Annotated in this window: 14 protein-coding genes and 4 pseudogenes; 9 read left to right on the plus strand and 9 right to left on the minus strand. The window is 51.1% G+C overall.

Annotation, left to right across the window (positions count from 1 at the left end):
* The first annotated feature begins 134 nt into the window (after positions 1-134).
* From OGY18_RS27350 to tnpC, 3 genes are read left to right on the plus strand one after another with little or no spacing between them, the layout of a single operon-like run.
* Entirely contained in the window at positions 135-467 is a 333-nt protein-coding gene (locus OGY18_RS27350) for a transposase (protein WP_050586387.1), read from the plus strand.
* Positions 464-811 (plus strand): IS66 family insertion sequence element accessory protein TnpB, encoded by a 348-nt coding sequence (gene tnpB, locus OGY18_RS17385; RefSeq protein ID WP_000609174.1) that lies wholly within the window; start codon positions 464-466, stop codon positions 809-811. Before OGY18_RS27350 ends, tnpB begins: the two co-directional genes overlap by 4 nt.
* Before the next feature lie 49 nt (positions 812-860).
* Entirely contained in the window at positions 861-2,396 is a 1,536-nt protein-coding gene (gene tnpC / locus OGY18_RS17390) for an IS66 family transposase (protein ID WP_286552315.1), read from the plus strand.
* A 56-nt stretch (positions 2,397-2,452) separates the two neighbouring features.
* Here tnpC and OGY18_RS17395 read toward each other — a convergent pair whose 3' ends face one another.
* Positions 2,453-3,793, minus strand: coding sequence for an IS110 family RNA-guided transposase (locus OGY18_RS17395; RefSeq protein WP_008786676.1), 1,341 nt, complete (start codon positions 3,791-3,793; stop codon positions 2,453-2,455).
* A gap of 230 nt (positions 3,794-4,023) precedes the next feature.
* A pseudogene (locus tag OGY18_RS17400) lies at positions 4,024-4,266 on the minus strand (transposase); the annotation flags it as partial.
* Between the two features lie 370 nt (positions 4,267-4,636).
* Here OGY18_RS17400 and sopA point away from each other — a divergent pair.
* Together sopA and OGY18_RS17410 are read left to right on the plus strand one after the other, a co-directional pair.
* The gene (gene sopA, locus OGY18_RS17405; RefSeq protein ID WP_022652317.1) at positions 4,637-5,803 is read left to right on the plus strand and encodes a plasmid-partitioning protein SopA; all 1,167 of its coding nucleotides are present in this window, start codon (positions 4,637-4,639) and stop codon (positions 5,801-5,803) included.
* A complete protein-coding gene (locus OGY18_RS17410) occupies positions 5,803-6,768 on the plus strand; it encodes a ParB/RepB/Spo0J family plasmid partition protein (RefSeq protein ID WP_022652318.1) in 966 nt (321 codons plus the stop codon). The genes sopA and OGY18_RS17410 overlap by 1 nt, the downstream gene beginning before the upstream one ends.
* 732 nt (positions 6,769-7,500) lie before the next feature.
* On the opposite strand, the pseudogene umuC reads toward OGY18_RS17410, so the two are convergent.
* Positions 7,501-8,555 (minus strand): annotated as a pseudogene (gene umuC / locus OGY18_RS17415) (translesion error-prone DNA polymerase V subunit UmuC); the annotation flags it as partial.
* A 241-nt stretch (positions 8,556-8,796) separates the two neighbouring features.
* Between umuC and OGY18_RS17420 the strand changes: the two are divergent.
* Together OGY18_RS17420 and OGY18_RS17425 are read left to right on the plus strand one after the other, a co-directional pair.
* Positions 8,797-10,935, plus strand: coding sequence for an AAA family ATPase (locus OGY18_RS17420; RefSeq protein WP_022652236.1), 2,139 nt, complete (start codon positions 8,797-8,799; stop codon positions 10,933-10,935).
* A gap of 303 nt (positions 10,936-11,238) precedes the next feature.
* Positions 11,239-12,672: a DNA cytosine methyltransferase gene (locus tag OGY18_RS17425; RefSeq protein WP_022652237.1), complete on the plus strand. Its 1,434-nt coding sequence runs from the start codon at positions 11,239-11,241 to the stop codon at positions 12,670-12,672.
* A gap of 33 nt (positions 12,673-12,705) precedes the next feature.
* Here OGY18_RS17425 and OGY18_RS17430 read toward each other — a convergent pair whose 3' ends face one another.
* The 6 genes and pseudogenes from OGY18_RS17430 to OGY18_RS17455 all read right to left on the minus strand — a co-directional run bounded on the left by OGY18_RS17430 (position 12,706) and on the right by OGY18_RS17455 (position 18,757).
* Positions 12,706-13,914, minus strand: a complete 1,209-nt coding sequence (locus OGY18_RS17430; protein ID WP_032430834.1) for a type II restriction endonuclease — start codon at positions 13,912-13,914, stop codon at positions 12,706-12,708.
* A gap of 154 nt (positions 13,915-14,068) precedes the next feature.
* Positions 14,069-16,195, minus strand: coding sequence for a tyrosine-type recombinase/integrase (locus tag OGY18_RS17435; protein ID WP_022652239.1), 2,127 nt, complete (start codon positions 16,193-16,195; stop codon positions 14,069-14,071).
* Positions 16,179-17,183 (minus strand): annotated as a pseudogene (locus OGY18_RS17440) (tyrosine-type recombinase/integrase). Before OGY18_RS17440 ends, OGY18_RS17435 begins: the two are co-directional and overlap by 17 nt.
* A gap of 73 nt (positions 17,184-17,256) precedes the next feature.
* Positions 17,257-17,484: pseudogene (locus tag OGY18_RS17445) on the minus strand (Y-family DNA polymerase); the annotation flags it as partial.
* Positions 17,484-17,906 (minus strand): translesion error-prone DNA polymerase V autoproteolytic subunit, encoded by a 423-nt coding sequence (gene umuD / locus OGY18_RS17450; RefSeq protein WP_022652242.1) that lies wholly within the window; start codon positions 17,904-17,906, stop codon positions 17,484-17,486. The pseudogene OGY18_RS17445 and the gene umuD, both read right to left, overlap by 1 nt.
* A gap of 179 nt (positions 17,907-18,085) precedes the next feature.
* Positions 18,086-18,757 carry an SOS response-associated peptidase family protein gene (locus tag OGY18_RS17455; RefSeq protein ID WP_022652243.1) on the minus strand — a complete coding sequence of 224 codons (672 nt, stop codon included), beginning with the start codon at positions 18,755-18,757 and terminating at the stop codon, positions 18,086-18,088.
* 359 nt (positions 18,758-19,116) lie between these two features.
* On the opposite strand from OGY18_RS17455, the gene OGY18_RS17460 reads away from it, so the two are divergent.
* Positions 19,117-19,794, plus strand: a complete 678-nt coding sequence (locus tag OGY18_RS17460; protein WP_022652244.1) for a DNA methylase — start codon at positions 19,117-19,119, stop codon at positions 19,792-19,794.
* Positions 19,794-20,015 (plus strand): YubE family protein, encoded by a 222-nt coding sequence (locus tag OGY18_RS17465; protein WP_022652245.1) that lies wholly within the window; start codon positions 19,794-19,796, stop codon positions 20,013-20,015. The genes OGY18_RS17460 and OGY18_RS17465 overlap by 1 nt, the downstream gene beginning before the upstream one ends.
* Positions 20,016-20,024: the final 9 nt, after the last annotated feature.

Below are 20,024 nucleotides of genomic sequence, written 5' to 3' on the forward strand. Positions count from 1 at the left end.
GTAAGCGTCGTCTGAGTACCGTCTGGTCCCGAATCCAGGATCCTGTAACTTAAGCACCCACTTATTTTGCAGGTGGACACCTCATGCGCGCTAAAGAAAGACTTCCCCGGAAACACTATTCCCCTGAATTCAAAATGGAACTGGTCAGGCTGGCTCTTGAAGAAGAAGGCAGTATTGCCGCACTGGCCCGGAAACATGACGTCAATGATAACCTGCTCTTTAAATGGATAAGGCTCTGGCAGCGTGAAGGGCGGGTCTGTCGGCCCCGAAAAAACTCATCGTCGCTTCCTGCCCTGATACCCGTGCAGCTTCAGGCGGGCTCTTCTCTCCCAACCTTCGAACTACCATCCTGCTCTCCTCCCGCTACCTGCCACATAAAATGTCGGGGAGGAGAAATAACACTGACTCATCCCTCTGCTGAACTCATGAGCACTGTCCTGCGCGAACTGATGCGGGGGCCGGTATGATAAATCTTCCCGCAGGCACAAAAATCTGGCTGGTTGCCGGTATCACCGATATGCGCAACGGCTTCAATGGCCTCGCCGCAAAGGTGCAGACCGCGCTGAAAGATGACCCGATGTCCGGCCACGTCTTCATCTTCCGGGGACGCAGCGGCAGTCAGGTAAAACTGCTCTGGTCCACCGGCGATGGTCTGTGCCTGCTGACAAAGCGACTGGAACGTGGTCGCTTCGCCTGGCCCTCAGCCCGCGATGGCAAAGTGTTCCTGACGCCGGCGCAACTGGCGATGCTGATGGAAGGTATCGACTGGCGACAGCCAAAGCGGTTACTGACATCCCTGACCATGTTGTAGCGCTCTTTATCCTGGTTGTCGCAGAATAAGCCTGGTAAAATACAGGCTTATGAACGATACCTCTTCTGACGACATCCTTCTGCTGAAACAGCGCCTGGCCGAACAGGAAGCGTTGATCCACGCCCTGCAGGAAAAGCTGAGCAACCGGGAACGCGAAATAGACCATCTGCAGGCGCAACTGGATAAGCTGCGCCGGATGAACTTCGGCAGTCGTTCCGAAAAGGTATCCCGCCGTATCGCGCAAATGGAAGCTGACCTGAACCTGCTGCAGCAGGAAAGCGATACGCTGACCGGCCGGGTGGATGACCCGGCAGTGCAGCGCCCGCTGCGTCAGACCCGCACCCGCAAACCGTTCCCTGAGTCACTCCCACGGGATGAGAAGCGGCTGCTGCCGACTGAGCCGTGTTGCCCGGAGTGCGGTGGTTCGCTGAGTTACCTGGGTGAGGATGCCGCCGAACAGCTGGAGCTGATGTGCAGCGCCTTCCGGGTTATCCGGACAGTCCGTGAAAAGCATGCCTGCCGTCGGTGCGATCGCATCGTTCAGGCCCCGGCTCCTTCGCGCCCCATCGAACGGGGGATCGCCGGACCGGGGCTGCTGGCCCGAGTGCTGACCTCAAAGTATGCAGAGCACACACCGCTGTATCGCCAGTCGGAGATCTATGCCCGCCAGGGTGTAGTGTTGAGTCGTTCTGTACTGTCGGGCTGGGTGGATGCGTGTTGTCGTCTGCTGGCACCGCTGGATGAAGCCCTTCAGCACTATGTCCTGACCGACGGCAAACTCCATGCTGACGATACGCCTGTCCCGGTGCTGTTGCCGGGCAATAAGAAGACGAAGACCGGGCGCTTATGGACGTACGTTCGAGACGACCGCAACGCCGGATCAGCGCTGGCCCCCGCAGTGTGGTTCGCTTACAGCCCGGACAGAAAAGGTATCCACCCTCAGACCCATCTTGCAGGCTTCAGTGGCGTACTGCAGGCTGATGCCTACGCCGGGTTCAACGAGCTCTACCGCGACGGCCATATAAAGGAAGCCGCGTGCTGGGCCCATGCCCGCCGAAAAATCCACGATGTTCACGTCCGTACCCCGTCAGTCCTGACGGAGGAGGCGCTGAAACGGATCGGCGAGCTGTATGCCATCGAGTCGGAGATCAGAGGTAAAAGAGCAGAGGAACGGCAGGCAGTCCGGCACCAAAAAGTGCTGCCGCTGCTGGCGTCACTGGAGGGGTGGCTGCGGGAGAAACAGAAAACCCTCTCAAGGCACTCAGAACTGGCGAAGGCGTTCGGGTATGCGCTGAACCAGTGGCCGGCGCTGATCCGCTATGCAGAAGATGGCTGGGTGGAGGTGGATAATAACATTGCCGAAAACGCCCTACGACGGGTCAGTCTGGGGAGAAAAAACTGGCTGTTCTTCGGCTCGGATCATGGTGGTGAGCGCGGTGCGTCACTGTACAGTCTTATCGGGACGTGCAAATTAAACGGCGTGGATCCGGAACGCTATCTGCATTATGTACTTGATGTCATCGCCGACTGGCCTGTGAACCGGGTGGGTGCTCTGCTCCCGTGGCGGGTTACTCTGCCTGCCTGACCAGCTTCACTTCGTCAATACGGTTCTCACTGCACGCTTACTGAGAAACTCCCGGTTCACACGCATAACTCGGGATCTTGCTGGAGAGAGTAACCCAGTGATTTTGCCCTTCGTTTAAGCCCGTCGAGTACGCGATTACGGTAGCGCTCTTCATAATAATCCGCGCCAGGATCGACATATTTCTGACCGTATTTAAGGGCATTGTAGAACAGTATTGCCAGTTTTCTTGCCGTTGCAGTGACTGCTTTTGCTTTCCCGATACGGGATGATAATCGACGATAAAAAGCACCCAGCGCTGTATCGCTCCGGCCAATTGTTGTGGCTGCCAGTCTTAGTGCAGCAGCAATTCGACTGGATGAACGCCGTGTTTTCGAGGACAGTACTTTTCCACCGGAGATCTTATTCCCCGGGGACAAACACAGCCACGAGGTAAAATGGCTCGCATCCGGCCAGCGATTCATGTCAGTACCGCATTCGGCAACGAATTTTAGTGCCAGATAAGGTCCGAACCCATGTATCTGTGTCAGGTCTGCTCCGGTAATTTTCCAGAGTAATGGCCTGACATCAAAGGAAAGCTGATTGGGCTGTTTTGTACGATGTCTGGCGGAGGGCAATACTCCTTCAGGCTCTTCAGTTCCGGTGCTGAGCTGCAATAATGAAGTTTCGATTTGATCATCACACTCACGGATTTTTTCCTGGTAAAAATCGAAAAATGCCACCGACTGTTCAAGTGCAAAAAGATGTTCAGGCTGCCAGTTCCCTGTCAGTGCCTGTTGAAGAACCTCTGGCGTCTTTTTACATCTGACATCACGATACTGGATCAATACTGAAGGATCGCGCTCACCACTGACAATAGCTCTGACGATTGAAAGACCGGTAACGCCAGTAATATCCGATACGGCATGATGCAATTGAACATTCATCTGCATCAACGCCTTCTGCATATGTTGGATATGAGCAGCCCGGTATTCAGTCAGGCGTTCCCGTTGTCTCAAATAAGACCTGAGTACGGAAATGTCGTGTTCAGGTCTGAAACTGGCCCGAAGAAGGCCAAATGAATGCAGCTTCTGCAGCCACTGTGCGTCATTGACATCAGTCTTGCGACCGGGAACATTTTTTGCGTCTCTGGCATTAACAAGGATCACATTGAAACCCGCAGCCTCAAGGATCTCAAAAGCAGGCAACCAGTAAACGCCAGTGGACTCCATGGCAATGGTCGTAATGTGACAGGTTTTGAGCCAGTCGGACATCCGATGAAGGTCGCCAGTGAAACTTTGAAAAGTTCTGACCGGCTCGGCGTCAGCATCCGGTGGAACGGCGACTACGTGGAATTCAGCGCCAATATCAACGCCCGCAGCATGAGGATGGATAACAGACATTCGGGAGGATTTTTTCATGGAAATCTCCTTGCTCATTTTTCGATGAACGAAGGAGGGGACGACGGAGAAATCACCTTCCTGAACGGGATCAAAGTCACCACTGCCGGATCCGCCACAGTCCCTGAACCATGTTTTTTTACGGGGTCATACCACCAAAAGGCCGACGGCTGCTTCCTTCGCTAAATTAGCCTGCCAACTTTTCCGGGGAGTTTCTGAGACTCAGGACGGGGTTTCACCCATGGACAGTTTTTTAATATGTCCCGTTCGTCGGTAACCCGTTTCAGCTCTTTCTGGAGACGGCGGATCTCGGCCTGAGCATCTGACTGTTCTTTATTAGTGGAAGAATCCGGACCGTACTTCTTTATCCAGGCGTAAAGGCTGTGGGTGGTGATATCGAGACGTGTTGCAACGCTGGCAACAGAATAACCGCGATCAACAACCTGTTTGACTGCTTCAGTTTTAAACTCTTCGGGATAACGCTTACCGCTCATGGGCACCTCTCTTTAAGCCATCTTAAATGACTCTGAGGTGTCTGTTAAACCCATGGCGATTCAGTAGTCAATTCCTCACCATTCAAAACCATCCGCTGGATCTTCGTTAGCTTCAGAGCGTCTGCCACACCTTGTTAGTACGCAGTAATTCCTCTTCCTCGACGCATGCGCCTGCGTGCGCACGCTTTCTGCGGCGAGCGGATGATATTGACTGAAGCATGCAGCAGACTTTCAGTTGGATGCTGAACTGAAAACGGCTACATTTTGATCGGCTTTGCAATTTTTAAGGTGGTTTGCAATTTTAATGTTGCTTTGCGATTTTTATCAAGATTTAATAGATTAATGCAAAGATGATAACAAGGAACAGAGAATGGGACTGATGGAAACGCTTGACCAGTGCATTAATGCTGGTCATGAAATGACGAAAGCTATCGCGATTGCACAGTTTAACGATGATAGTCCGGAAGCTAGGAAAATTACCCGTCGCTGGCGTGTGGGTGAGGCCGCCGATCTGATTGGTGTTTCTTCTCAGGCAATCCGTGATGCCGAAAAAGCAGGACGCCTTCCACATCCTGATATGGAAATGCGTGGACGGGTGGAGCAGCGGGTGGGCTACACCATTGAACAAATCAATCATATGCGGGATGTATTTGGCACCCGTTTGCGCCGTCCTGATGACAGCGTTCCGCCCGTTATTGCGGTGGCAGCACATAAAGGGGGGGTTTATAAGACATCGGTATCTGTCCACCTGGCACAGGATCTGGCGCTGAAAGGGCTGAGGGTACTACTTGTCGAAGGGAATGATCCTCAGGGCACAGCCTCCATGTACCACGGTTGGGTTCCTGATTTGCATATCCATGCCGAAGACACACTGTTGCCTTTTTATCTCGGTGAGCGCGATGATGCAGCCTATGCCGTCAAATCCACCTGCTGGCCGGGTCTCGACATCATTCCGTCATGCTTGGCTCTGCACCGCATTGAAACAGAGCTCATGGGAAGGTTTGACGACGGAAAACTCCCGACAGAACCCCACATGATGCTTCGCCTGGCCATCGAAACGGTGGCTCATGATTATGATGTCATTGTTATCGACAGTGCACCGAACCTCGGTATTGGTACCATCAATGTTGTTTGTGCTGCGGATGTACTCATTGTGCCAACGCCAGCTGAGTTATTCGATTACACCTCTGCCCTTCAGTTTTTTGACATGCTGCGCGATCTGTTAAAAAACGTGGATCTGCAGGGTTTTGAGCCTGACGTCAGAATTCTTCTGACCAAGTACAGCAATAACAATGGCTCGCAGTCACCCTGGATGGAAGAACAGATCCGCGATGCCTGGGGAAGCATGGTACTGAAAAACGTTGTACGCGAGACCGACGAGGTCGGTAAAGGTCAGATCCGTATGAGAACAGTGTTTGAGCAGGCTATCGATCAACGCTCGTCTACAGGAGCCTGGCGAAATGCGCTGGCTATCTGGGAGCCTGTTTGTAATGAAATTTTTGATCGCCTGATTAAACCTCGCTGGGAGATCAGATAATGAAACGTGCTCCAGTTATTCCAAAACATACCATAAAAGATATTCGCCCCGAAACTGAGCCGTCAGCGGCACCCGCTGCACCGATGGTTGATTCATTAATCGCACGTGTAGGAGCCATGGCTCGTGGAAATGCCATACTGCTTCCAGTTTGCGGCCGGGAAGTGAAATTTATTCTGGAAGCCATCCCGGGCGAGAGTGTTGAAACGGCATCGAGAGTCTGGTCAGGTAATGAACGAGACCAGGAACTACTGACCGAAGACGCGCTTGATGATCTAATCCCCTCTTTCATCCTGAGTGGTCAGCAGACGCCTGCGTTCGGACGACGGGTAGAAGGTGTCATTGAGATTGCAGATGGTAGTCGCCGTCGTAAAGCCGCCATTCTGACATCATCGGATTATCGTGTTCTCGTCGGGGATCTCGATGACGAACAGATGATGGCTTTATCACGGCTGGGTAATGATTACCGCCCTGTCAGTGCTTATGAACGGGGCAACCGCTATGCAAAGCGGTTGGAAAATGATTTTAACGGCAATATCTCTGCTCTGGCTGAAGCTGAGAATATTTCCCGTAAAATCATCACGCGTTGCATCAACACGGCCCATTTGCCAAAATCAGTGGTTGCCCTGTTTACTCACCCTGGTGAACTTTCCGCCCGCTCTGGGGAGGCGCTGTATAAAGCATTTTCGGGAAAAGAAGCTTTATTGTTGCAACGGACACAACAGCTTCATGAGCAAAAGAAAGCGGGAGTTATCTTTGAATCCGAGGAAGTTATTGGTTTACTGACAGATGTTCTGAAAGAGCCATCAGGTAAAAAAGTTAACCTTAATACCCGTCATCAATTTGTACCTGGTGCGACAGCCCTATACAAAGGCGATAAGGTGATTTTTAATCTCGATAAATCTCGTTTACCTGCCGAATGTATCGAGAAGATAGAAAGCATACTGCGTGACTTACAAAAAGTTTAGCCTGTTTAATGTTACAAGCGAGCGTTATCATTAATTTCAAATATCCTTAATGCGTTACATGCTGCTTCGGAATATATACATCCGAAGCAGCTATTCTCTGCACTATAACACCAGTGGTGTTAAAAAGGTCTGTTTTCTTATCTCAACCTGATTGTTACCATAATCTAAGATCTAGTTTCTGCTACTTTTTCTTAACTAGTTCCACGGTTCACCCCTCAGCCTGCATATCAGAACTCAGACGGTAACCCATCCCGGAATACTGATTCCACACACCAGATTAACTGGGACCACGGTCCCACCTCCTACTTGCGTGGCAAAACTCACCCGCTAATCCCGCCCGGAATACGGATTCCACACACCAGATTAATGGGACCACGGTCCCACCTCCTACTTACGTGTCAGAACTCACCCGTTAATCCCGCCCGGAATACGGATTCCACACACCAGAATAACTGGGACCACGGTCCCACCTTCTACTTGCGTGGCAGAACTCACCCGTCAACCCCAACCGGGAATATCGATTCCACACGCCGGATTCACTGGAACTATGGTTCCACTCTGTTCAGCTGTTTTTATCACAATACCGATTTTAAGATTGTTACAGTGATTCCTGTATTCGGTGCGTAAGAAGATTATGTTCGTTTTGTTCCCTGGTGCTTCCTCGCTCACTCGCGGGCTTCGCCCTGTCGTTCGGCTGCGGCGAGCACTACTGATTCTCTCTGAAAGGGGAATTTAACTGAACCTAGCAATGGGGATATCTTTCCAACGGGTGGTGTAAGCAGGGGAGAGCATATCGCGTTTCATCTGCCAGGAAGGCGCAATCCCTCGGCTGGTAAACCAGACCTGTCCCAGACCGGAATGATTAATATCATCGAGAACCTTCATTAGCTCAGCGCGGTGAGGACGTGGCGAACGTTCGTCAAACAGCTGCAGCTGCGAAACGCCGGAGCCGGTGAAGTCATTCAGCATCACACCGGCTTTGGCATACCGGTGCCCGTCCTTCCAGATGCGCTCCAGAGCCGTTGTGGCGGCCGCAATGATGTCCCGGGTGTCCTGAGTGGGGGTAAGCAGTTTCTCAGTGGCCACGTTGCCGTAGTAAGGCTCTTTAACGGCGAACGGAGACGTTTTGATGAATACGGAAATATGCCGACAATACTGGCGCTCTTTACGCAGCTTTTCTGAGGCCCGCTCTGCGTACTGACAGACAGCCTGCCGCAGCGAATCGTACTCCGTGATTTTCTCTCCAAAACTGCGGCTGCAGACAATCTGCTGTTTCACTGGCGGGGCTTCCTCAAGCGACATGCAGCTTTCCCCGTTCAGTTCGCATACTGTTCGCTCGAGAACGACGGAGAAATTTTCCGGATGAAGGCCGGGTTCGCCTGGGCCAGATCGAGCGCGGTCCTGATGCCAAGGACATTGAGCTTGCGTGCAATACGGTTTCCCACGCCCCAGATCTCTTCGACCGGCTGCAGTGAAAGCAGTTTCCGCGTTCGCTGTGGATTCCCCCGGGTCAGGGCGAGCACACCACGAAACTGTTTCCACTCTTTAGAGGCCCACTGGGCTGATTTAGCGAGGGTTTTCGTCGGTCCGGCACCCACGTCGATGGTCAGACGGGTACAGTCATACACGTGCTGGCGCAGCTGCCGGCCGAAATCCTCCAGGTCCATGCAGTGCTCCACACCGGTCAAGTCAAGGAACATCTCGTCGATCGAATACTGTTCCACCCTGGGGGCCAGCTCCTCCAGGCAGTTCATCACGCGCGCCGACATCGAGGCATTTATGTGGAATAGAAAATCAATATAAATAATGCATGCTTTAAAAGATTACTATGAACTAAAAGCATACGTCCGAAATTGTTACCACATATCAAGATTCACAACTAATAATTTCGTATATTAATCCTCCAAGGCAGGTAGTCAGCTATCTGTTTGGCTTCCCTGATGCGATGGTAAAATGAAAAGACCACCGTTATGGGTTTAATAAAAAGATGCAGTCTTCTCCAGCTCAGCATGTTAGAAGGATTTTTCAATGGATGTTGAAATCAAATACTGCAATAACATAGATAACGCTTGCATTACACTCTCTGAAAATAAACTTAACATTAAGTTCGCTCCAAATGGCACGGGTAAAAGCACCATATCACGTGCCATTTTGCACAGTGTTTCTCGTGATGCCGCTGGTCTTAACAGTCTGCTACCTTTTAAGTTTCGAGCAGTGAATCCCGACGATTTTCAGCCCAGTGTAACGGGTACAGAGCAAATTCAGGATGTAATGTGCTTTGATGAAAAGTACGTGTCTCAGTTCACATTTCAGCCTGATGAACTGATTAGTAACAGCTTTGACATCTTTATCAAAACAGAAGCCTACAACCAAACGGAGCGAGAGATCGACTCGATGGTAATGGCAATCCGGCAGGAATTCAGTGGTAATGATGAGCTTGAGCTATTTATTACACATCTTCAGGAGCTTAGTGGTGCGTTCAAGCTGACAAGCAAGGGCTTATCTAAAGCCTCTACGGGGATGAAGGGGTTGGCAGGGGGTAACAAGCTTCAGCATATTCCCTCCGGGCTAGAGCCTTATCAGCCATTTATTCAGAGTCATCGTAATGTAGAGTGGATCGAGTGGCAGACCAAAGGGTATGAAAATTTCTGCTCACTCTCTGAGGGATGCTGTCCTTTCTGCACAGGTGATTCTCACGAAAAAGCAGAACAAATTAGCAAAGTAAGCGCTGAATATGACAAAGCAGTGATCAAAAATCTGGTTGGTATCATCACAGTACTTGATAAATTAGGCGAGTATTTTTCCGAAGCCGCACGCTCCCGTCTGAGGGAAATAACGACGTTACAGGGAGGATTGGAGAAGAAGCATGAAGACTACCTTGTTACCGTAAAGCAGCAGACAGAAAATCTTCTGGCCATGCTCTTAACATTAAAAACCCTGAACAGTTTTACTTTTAACGACGCCGGAAATATTCGTGCCTCTTTAGCCTCTTTTCGTTTGGATGTGAAGTATTTTTCCGAGCTGCAATCTGATAAAACTCTTGCAACAATTGGGAGACTGAACGCCTCGTTAGATAGCCTCATTTCCCAGGCTGGTTTGCTGCAGGGGCAAATCAACAAGCAGCGCGCTGGCATGCAGCGGCTCATTCAGAAACACAAGAAGGATATCAACACTTTTCTGGCATATGCGGGTTACCGCTATCAGGTAGATATATCTGGCGATGGAGAACAGTGCCGTCTTAAGCTTCGCCATGTCGACTATACCGACTATCTCAGTGGAGGTAGCCAACATTTGAGCTACGGCGAGCGTAATGCCTTTTCGATCGTTCTTTTTATGTACGAATGCCTGGCTCGTAAGCCCAACCTGATTATTCTCGATGATCCTATCTCTTCGTTTGATAAAAACAAAAAATTTGCCATCCTGGAAATGTTGTTCCGCCGTGACTCATCTGAGTGTTTGAAAAACCAGACGGTACTGATGCTTACACATGACGTTGAGCCAATCATCGATACTCTGAAGTCGGTGAAGAAGTTGTTTAGTAACCAGGTTACTGCATCCTATTTACGTTATAGCACTGGCACGATAACTGAATTACCTATCCGCGAAAGCGATATTCTGACGTTTGCCCAAATCTGCAAAGTGGTTCTCGAATCCGACTGTGATGACCTGATCAAGCTCATTTATCTTCGCAGGCATTATGAAATCATGGACAATCGAGGTGATGTTTATCAGGTACTTTCTAACTTATTTCACCGCCGAGAGGAACCAATCGACACACGCCTACCTCTGATTGAAGGAACAGGGTACCCGATGATGGACCCGGAGAGCTTCCTTAATGGATGCAGTTTAATCACTAAAAATATTTTTGGTTTTGATTACCCCCATATGCTGAGCTTGCTGAATGATCCTGACAAAATTCTGTCGTTATATCGAAGCTGCACGAATGGCTATGAAAAACTTCAGGTGTTCCGACTACTGGAACCTGAGGCCGATAACCGTGTCATTCGCAAGTTTGTGAATGAAACCTATCATATTGAAAACGAGTTTATCTGCCAACTAGACCCCACACGATTCGATCTTATCCCGGAATACGTTATTGTTGAATGTGACAGGCTGCTCCTTAATATCGGGGCGTCGAACGATGATGCTGAACTGGAAACGGCCTGAGCGTATGGTCTAGATGTAACTCTTCTTAGCAGTGAAGGTGAGTAGTAATACTCACCTACTTGGATCTCCAATTCAATTGAGCCTGCTGATAAGCACGCCTTTTTGGCGAGAAACAGAAGCCTCTAAAGTTGGGACATGCGAGACATGGCGCTTTTTATGCCGCCAGATAGTATCTTTCTGGCCCTGTAATGACAAAAAGCTGATTTTCGTTAACAATAACCCTGTTTAAATATCCAGATAAAAACATTTCCTCTGGGTCAAATGAGTGATACAGTTTCACCCATAAGACCCAATGGAGGCAATATGTCTGAATTTGAATTACTGGCGCAGGATCTGCTTGAGAAAGCAGAGGCGGAAGAACAACTGCGACAGGAAAATGATAAAAAGCTGCTCGGGCAGGTGCTGGAAATCTATGACCAGAAGTACGTGGCTGAACTGCTTAGAAAAGTTGGTAAAAATGAGTGGAGTCGCGAGACTCTTAATCGCTGGATTAATGGTAAGTGCTCACCTAAGTCGCTGACGTTAGCCGAAGAGGAACTTCTACGAAAAATGCTTCCGGAAGCGCCTGCTCATCACCCTGACTATGCCTTCCGGTTTATTGACCTGTTTGCTGGCATTGGAGGTATACGGAAGGGCTTCGAAACCATCGGTGGCCAGTGCGTTTTTACCAGTGAATGGAATAAAGAGGCTGTGCGCACATATAAAGCTAACTGGTTTAACGATGCTCAGGAACACACTTTCAATCTCGATATTCGGGAAGTCACGCTCAGTGATAAACCTGAAGTACCTGAAAACGATGCCTATGCTTACATTAATGAGCATGTGCCGGATCATGATGTACTTCTGGCAGGTTTCCCCTGTCAACCGTTCAGCCTTGCGGGTGTAAGCAAGAAAAACTCGCTCGGGCGCGCGCATGGTTTCGAATGTGAGGCTCAGGGAACGCTCTTCTTCGATGTGGCGCGTATTATCCGCGCAAAAAAACCTGCCATCTTTGTTCTTGAAAACGTTAAAAACCTGAAGAGCCATGACAAGGGTAAAACCTTTAAAGTCATCATGGATACCCTCGACGAACTGGGCTATGAAGTTGCGGATGCAGCTGAGATGGGCAAAAACGATCCTAAAGTTATCGACGGAAAGCACTTTTTACCTCAGCACCGAGAACGTATCGTTTTGGTCGGTTTCCGTCGTGATCTGAATATTCACCAGGGTTTTACCCTGCGCGATATTAGTCGTTTTTATCCGGAACAGCGTCCGTCATTTGGCGAACTGCTGGAACCCGTGGTTGACAGCAAATATATACTGACGCCGAAACTCTGGGAGTATCTCTATAACTACGCCAAAAAGCACGCAGCTAAGGGTAACGGATTCGGTTTTGGCCTCGTTAATCCTGAAAATAAAGAAAGCATTGCCCGTACGCTTTCTGCTCGCTATCACAAAGACGGGTCTGAAATTCTGATAGACCGTGGCTGGGATATGGTCACAGGTGAAACAGACTTCGCGAACGAAGAAAATCAGGCGCATCGGCCCCGCAGGCTGACTCCACGAGAGTGCGCGCGCCTTATGGGTTTTGAAAAAGTAGATGGCAGGCCTTTTCGCATTCCTGTGTCAGACACTCAGTCGTACAGGCAGTTCGGTAACTCCGTAGTGGTGCCCGTGTTTGAAGCCGTAGCCAAACTGCTTGAACCTTATATCCTGAAAGCGGTTTATGCCGATTCGTGCAAGGTTGAACGAATCTGAACGCTCCTCCCGGTATTTATGCCGGGAGATTATCTATGGAATATCTGCGTAAAGCCCTGTCAGCTCAGCAATAAACGCGCCTAGCGTCATTAGCTCAGCTCTCACCGCCTCCGGGTATTTTTTGTGCAGAGATGATGGCACGACCAGTCTGACACCCGACTCCCGCATCTCCCGATATTGAGCCAGAGAAACTCCCTCCTGGAGTGTAAACAGATGCACCTGATGAATTTTATCGGCCTCATTCAGTATCTGACGCCAGCGATCCTTACAGGTAGTCTTGACTGCCAGCATGCGCAGATTTTCTACGGGAAACTCAGTATCGTGGTAAGCCCCTGCGGAAGGGAAAAGGAAATCGGGCTTTTTATTACCTTCTGTGACGGCCTGCGTCGCAAAGTGTCGCAGGCCGTGCTCAATGAATAGATGCTCCAGGTGCAGTTCCAGCGACTTCCCGGCTCTGGATTTACGGCGATTGCTGACAGAATTGGCCAGCGCAATAAATTCATCCACAGAGCCAAATCCTTTTCGGATGATATCCAGAACATGCAGTTCCTCAACCAACAGAAATATGTCGTACTCCACGCGCCGGCGGTCAAGAAGTTGCTCATCCGGATCAAGGGAATTTTTCACATAATGGCTGGCTGCATACTGAATAATTTCACTTCCCGACGGAAAGCGCAGGTGCCAGTCTTCAGGTAGAATATATTTATGATTTACTGGCGCTTGCTGTAGAGATAGTCCGCCAAGAATCTGTCCTGCGGGGCCGGATATAAGCGCTCCGGGTATAACTTCACCAATAGCGGTCTCAATGACGTCCTCTTCATCAGTGCTGGCGCATACCCAAATATTTACTTCCTTACAGTCCCCCCCTTGCTCATCAAGCTTGAAAGCCAGGAGCGTCAGAGCCCCTGTATTTTCAGGATCCTGAAGTGGGCTGCCTCTACCCCAGCGGGTAATCCTTTTTTCATTCCGGGTTTTACCAAAATGACGGCTGTTATAATAAATTGCCCGGGCTTCGCTGTCTGGGCAATCATGCGATGACACATGTGCGGTGAGAAAAACCGAAGGGTTCAGTTCACGGGTATGGTTGATAGACGGAAACAGTTTTTCAACGATACCTGAAGGGATATAAAGCCCTACCTGGTGACCACCTGTTGCGCCGGTATCGTTGGCGGAAAGGCGTTTGATGTAGACGAAGTAATTCTCACATGCGATCTCAAGTAGCCAGTTGTGGAAAACCGACATAAGCATCCCCTGTTACCCTGAAACTCTACTCACCATTTTTTCATAATTATATACAAACAGCCAGAAAGGCTGTTACAGGCGATTTGATCTGCAACCTATTGGTTAATATGCTCTGATGTGCGCAATCTTCGTTTTTTGCTCATATTGGTTCATTTTATCCTCCGGATTTACCGGTTAATTTTGCAAGAGCCTGTTCTACTTTTTTAATATCCTGCTCTACAATGGCTTTCTCATCAGGCGTGAGCGGGACCTCTTCGAGATAACGCCTGATAGATGTTTTACTCTCCAGCATCAGTCCGCGCGCACTGTCTTTCAGCAGATTAAAATCGCAACCAATGCAGGCCATTCTGTGCGGGCAACTGCTCCAGAATGGATTCATGCAGAAGGACTCACCAAGGTCATAATAGGTCGCCGGATCAGTGGGCGAGACCGCTTCCGGATCGTGATCGACCAGTACGCTTATCATATGGGCTATCCGATCGGCCTTCACAAATGACGCTGCCAGCTGTGTAGGGCGGATGCGAATGTAATGCAGGGTTGACTGTGGTGATGAATGACCTGACCACTGCATCAGTTCATACAGCGACATGCCCTGTGGTACGCTGGCAAGCGCAGTCAGGGCTGAAACCCGTCCACGGTGGCTGGTTATGGCGCCTCCGCTGTCTTCAACCGGCAGCCCCGCTCTGGCGCAGAGGACTGGGATGACCGTCCGGTTAATCACATCGCTGCCTGCCGGCTTGCCGCGATACTGGAAGAGATAACGGACTTTTTCTCCGGTGCGATCATCATTCAGTTTTGCCTGATCCACGGGGCGGATGTTCAACCATATGTCTACATATTTTTTTACAATGACAGAGACGGGTTTAACAAATGCTTTCGATGTCTTTCCTGCCGGGACGTTTAGATAACATAGTGTTCCGGCAGGAACGACACTACCATCCTCCCTGATAATGTCTTCTGACTGAGGCGTGACGCATTCCGTAGTCAGGCGCAGGAGTTCATTCTGTCGTAAACCTGCATGGGTCCAGATAACAGCCATTGCCTGAAGCATGGAAAGGGGATAGTGAATTTCACTGAGCAGGTCTTCGTGGCGCAGGTTCAGACTGGCCCAGATGAGTTTGAGCCAGACGGGATCATCTATCACTCTCGGATTTACACCACGGCGAAAAAGTGGGGTATCCGGCGTGAAAAGGTGACGGGCGGGGCTGAAATTAAGGCGTCCCCAGCCCCAGAGTTCGAAATCGCTCATAAATCGTCGCAGCGAATAGATAAAATGTGCACGTGAATGTGGCATCATGGGCTCTCCGGAGCGTTTGGACTTCCGCAGTCCATGTTCAGTCCCCAGAGACAGCTCATCCACTTTCATTCGCCCCACAGCAGCGATAAAACTGGCACATGTCTCAATAGACCAGTCTGTCGGGACCTTCACCTCGGGATGCTCCTTTGCCAGCCAGAGGCCGCAGCGAAGAATAAAGCTGTACTGGTTTTCACGGGTTCTGGGACGAAGCACAGATGTCTCACGCCAGCGTCTGCACCATGCGACCCATTCAGGGCTGATATTTTCGACCGGCTTCTCATGCCATTCGGTGTAGTTACGCATTCGTACCGGCTTTGCAATAATGCCAAGTGCGGCAAGCCCATGAGAAATTTTCCCTACGTGTCTTGATACGCGCTTATCGTGGTACTGCTGAGCTTGCCAGAGAAGCTCTGTGGTCATCTCTTCAAGCCTGGGATTATCATTGAGTAGCATCAGCAGACCCAGGGGGGAGGAAACGGCATGCCGCAGGTGCTGAGGGGAATAGCCCAGTGATATCAGTGCTTCCGAGAGCCGGTTCAGCTGGTCCCGGAAAATCGCGTTGCCGTAGATGGCACTGGCGTAAAGCGACAGAGTGTTTTCATGAGGGATCTGAAGCGGCGACGTGAATGAACCGAGATGATATGCAAATGCCATCATAAGTGGTTTACCGCGACGATATTTATCAAACAGGGAGATCCACTGGTCTTTCCGCCAGTTCCAGCAAGGTTGCCCTACATTTTGCATTTCAGTCAGCATCGCCATAATTACAGTGCGGGTAAGTCTACAGCCGGTGCCACTGGTGTTGGCGATATCCAGCAGGGGGGTGATCAGGGAAGAGAGGGAACCGGACCTGCCATAGTTACGGGAGCGTTTATGGCTTGTACTTAGCGCTTCTTTCTGCTCAGGACTAAAGCCAGCGTGCAGGTCATAATCTGCACGGCAAAAATGCGCGTATATGAAACCTTTATCACGCTTGCCTGTCATTCTCTCTCTCCGGGCCAAACATGATAGCTGCGATTTTCCGGTCAGTCTCCGCAACAGTCATCGCCATTCTGGCCGCAAGATCAGTGCCTGAAAGATGGATATATATCTGCGTGGTGCGTAGATCACGATGACCAGCATAGGTTGCTATCTCATGCAGCTTCCATCCCGCCCGGGCAAGATGTGTCAGTCGCAGGTGACGAAAGGTGTGCGTGGTCAGAAATGGCATGCTGGTCCTGTCTGACCACTAGCGAACCGTTTTACTCCAGCTCCAGTATGAAAGCGGTGAGCCATAATTTCTGTCAGAAAACGAACGGAACAGTGCTCCACCAGTAATACCCGCTTGCCTCAGGTTCCTGAGATGTGCTGCCAGTACCGGCGTAATCGCCGGGCCGTAGCAGACCACCCGTTCGCGTTTGCCTTTAGTGTTTTCGGCGCGAATCCGTATAAGCCTGTGGGCAGGATCGATATCCTCTATGGTTATTGTTGTCACCTCAGTGCGTCTTAGCGCACCATGATACGCCAGCGCTAGCATCAGGCGATCGCGCAATGAACAGTCTGATATATAACCCAAGAGATGATACCACTGGCCGTCATCCGGAATTTGTGGCAGTCGTGTTATTCGCTGGACCATACCGCGTCCTGCTGAAGGCATGTGGGGTGTGCCTGCTCGCGGTAAAGGGTTCCGGCTAATTACCCCCATGTAAATCAGATAGTCAAACCACAGACGTATAGCAGAAAGGCGAAGCTGAAGCGTTGCACTGGCTGCAGGCTGAGGCATGCCGGGTAACTGGGGGCGAATGTACGCAGCGATATCTTCAAAGCTTGCCTGCTCGGGGGGCAATTCCCGCTGGCAGCAGAAGTGAAAGAAGTGAGTAAGTGCGCCGCGGTAGGCATGAATTGTCGCCGGTGACCTGCCGAGATCGGATAATAACCCCAACCATCGTTCTGCCTGTGAACTGGCAGGAGTACAGAATAAAGTGGTGAGCATTGTGTTCTCCTTCGTAATCAGGAATCCTGTTCAAAGTTTACACAGAAAATGTTGCATTCCACTTAACTTACTAGAGGGCGTAATTACTGGAGAACGCGATAACCGGCTCCGGAAATTTCATCGACTTCAGCTGAAACCACGGTACCCCCATTTTGATACCCAGCCGCTTCGCTTCAGGACTTCTCGCAATGACACAGCCATCGTTATTTGAGAGAACGACGACGGGTTTGTTTCGCAGGTCAGGGCGAAAAACCTTTTCGCAGCTGGCATAGAACGAATTCACGTCAGCAAGCGCGTACATCAGTCCATGCCCCGTGTTTTGTGTATGAAGGCTGTCACCACCCCAAAAATCTGCAGGTCTTCCGGATAGAGAGTGGGATAGGCCGGGTTCATCGGCAGCAGGGCGATACGGGGTGTCAGCTGCAGGCGTTTAACCGTGAATTCGCCATCAGTCTCCGCGATGACAATGTCACCCTGCAGCGGCTTTTCGGCTTTGTCGACCACCATCAGGTCGCCGGAATGCAGGCCCATCTCTTTCATCGAATCCCCGATAGCCCTGACGAAGAACGTTGCAGCCGGACGCCGGATGCAATAGGCATTCAGGTCCAGTTCCTCCTCCGTGTAATCGGCGGCCGGTGACGGAAAACCCGCCGGGCAACGTTCGGTGAACAGCGGGGCAGTGGACGGCACCGGCTCCTGTTCGGGGGCGACAAAAAGTAACATGGCATACCTCTTAAAATACCTGTTTTTATATACAGTATTATTTAAGATATTTCCCGTCCTGCAAGAAGAATTTTACCTGCTCCTGCCAGGTCATTGTTCTGGCGGATAAAACAGGCTCAGGGTTATCCACAGAAACGGTGCATAACCCTGTGAGTGGATACCGGGTATCTCACCGTCTGCTAAGCCTGTGGCTCTATCAGTTCCCGGCCCTGGTTCCGGGGATTGCCAACAGCCCGGCTGACGGGGTGCCATGTGAAATCTTCGGAGCAAAGACTGCCCTCACGGGCAATGTCTTCCGCCTCTTTACTGGTTGTGTTTTCGCTGAGCCATTTACGTGCGGCAGCCGGTGAGTACACGAGCGGTCGTCGATCGTGAATGTCCAGCAGTCCCTCATCCGCAGTTGCTGTGACGATCAGGAATCCTTTTTGGTCATTGCCGTTCTCAAAAGGTGGTTTCCCGATGGCTGCGAGCAGGAGCGGATTTCCGTCCTTACGGTAAATGAAAAACGGCTGTTTCACGCCGTTTTGCTGTTTCCACTCGAACCAGCCGTCGGCAAAAACAATGGCCCGTCCGTGCTCCCAGAGTGGTCTGAACATCCGGCTGTTGGCCGCAGTTTCACTTCGGGCGTTGATAAGAGCGGGCTTGTTCCACCACTCCGGGGCATAACCCCAGTGAACTGGATCAAGCTGCAGCTGCGAGCGGCGTTCACTCAGCAGCAACACCCGGGTTCCGGGCGCAACGTTGTAGCGGCCGACGGGCTCCGGATCATACGGAATATCCCGTTCTGCTTCTTCTCCGAGAAAGGCCATGTACTCCTCGCGGGAGTTGTACTGCGTAAACCGACCGCACATTATCGTTTCTCCGGTGAAGATTTCGCATGCGAAATCTGTGTTTTCTTCAGTTCAGAACATAGGTTGTATTTCAGGTTCCTGCCATCGTGTGGCCGCCGTGCCGCTACTGTAGCCGGGCCACTTCGAATGCAAGGGTTCGCTCTGCCGGTGTCCTCACCCGGTCGCAGTTAATTTCAAAGGCATTACCCGCTGTCTTCCCGTCGTTTTCCGTCTCAATTTTCGCCGTCAAACCGTCCAGCCAGCGTGGGCTTTTTCACTGCGCTGCGGCTTGCGGCACCGCCCCTGCATTCTCCGCTTTTCGCTTGGCTGTCGTATCGGCACGGCGTAACTGGCGCCGCATTTGAGAAAGGAGAACTACCATGTCCCGATTTATCCAGGGTAATTGCGTCCATATCATGTCCGGCTTTCCGGATAATGCTGTCGATTTCATTCTCACCGACCCGCCATATCTCGTCGGTTTTCGTGACCGTCAGGGGCGTACCATCGCCGGCGATAAAACCGATGAATGGCTGCAACCCGCCTGCCATGAGATGTATCGCGTGCTGAAAAAAGACACGCTGATGGTGAGCTTCTATGGCTGGAACCGCGTCGATCGCTTTATGGCTGCCTGGAAAAATGCGGGATTCAGCGTTGTCGGCCACCTGGTGTTTACCAAAACCTACACATCGAAGGCCGCATACGTGGGCTATCGCCACGAATGCGCCTACATCCTTGCAAAAGGCCGTCCACGTCTGCCACAAAACCCGCTGCCGGACGTGCTGGGCTGGAAATACAGCGGCAACCGGCACCACCCTACCGAAAAACCCGTAACCAGCCTGCAACCGCTGATTGAGTCCTTCACACATCCCGGCGCGATTGTGCTCGACCCCTTTGCGGGCAGTGGCTCTACCTGCGTGGCCGCGCTCCAGTCTGGCCGTCGCTACATCGGTATTGAACTGCTGGAGCAGTATCACCGGGCCGGACAGCAACGTCTGGCCGCCGTCCGGCGCGCCATGCAGTACCCGGCCGCTAACGACGAGTTCCCGGAGGCTGCGTAATGAACTATGCAGGACACGAAAAACTCCGCGCAGAAGTGACGGAAGTCGCCAACAGCATGTGTGACCTGCGGGCGACGCTGAACGGGATGGAGCACCGCTATCGCTTTGATTCCGATGTGCTGGCCGAACGCCTGACCCGTCAGACCCTTTTTCGCATCAATGCCCTGTTTATGGCGGCGTACAACGAAATTCTTGAGCTGGATGCCTGCTTTAAGGACTAAGGAGAAAAA

The sequence above is a fragment of the Citrobacter sp. Cpo142 genome (assembly GCF_030332425.1).
Lineage (GTDB): Bacteria > Pseudomonadota > Gammaproteobacteria > Enterobacterales > Enterobacteriaceae > Citrobacter > Citrobacter portucalensis.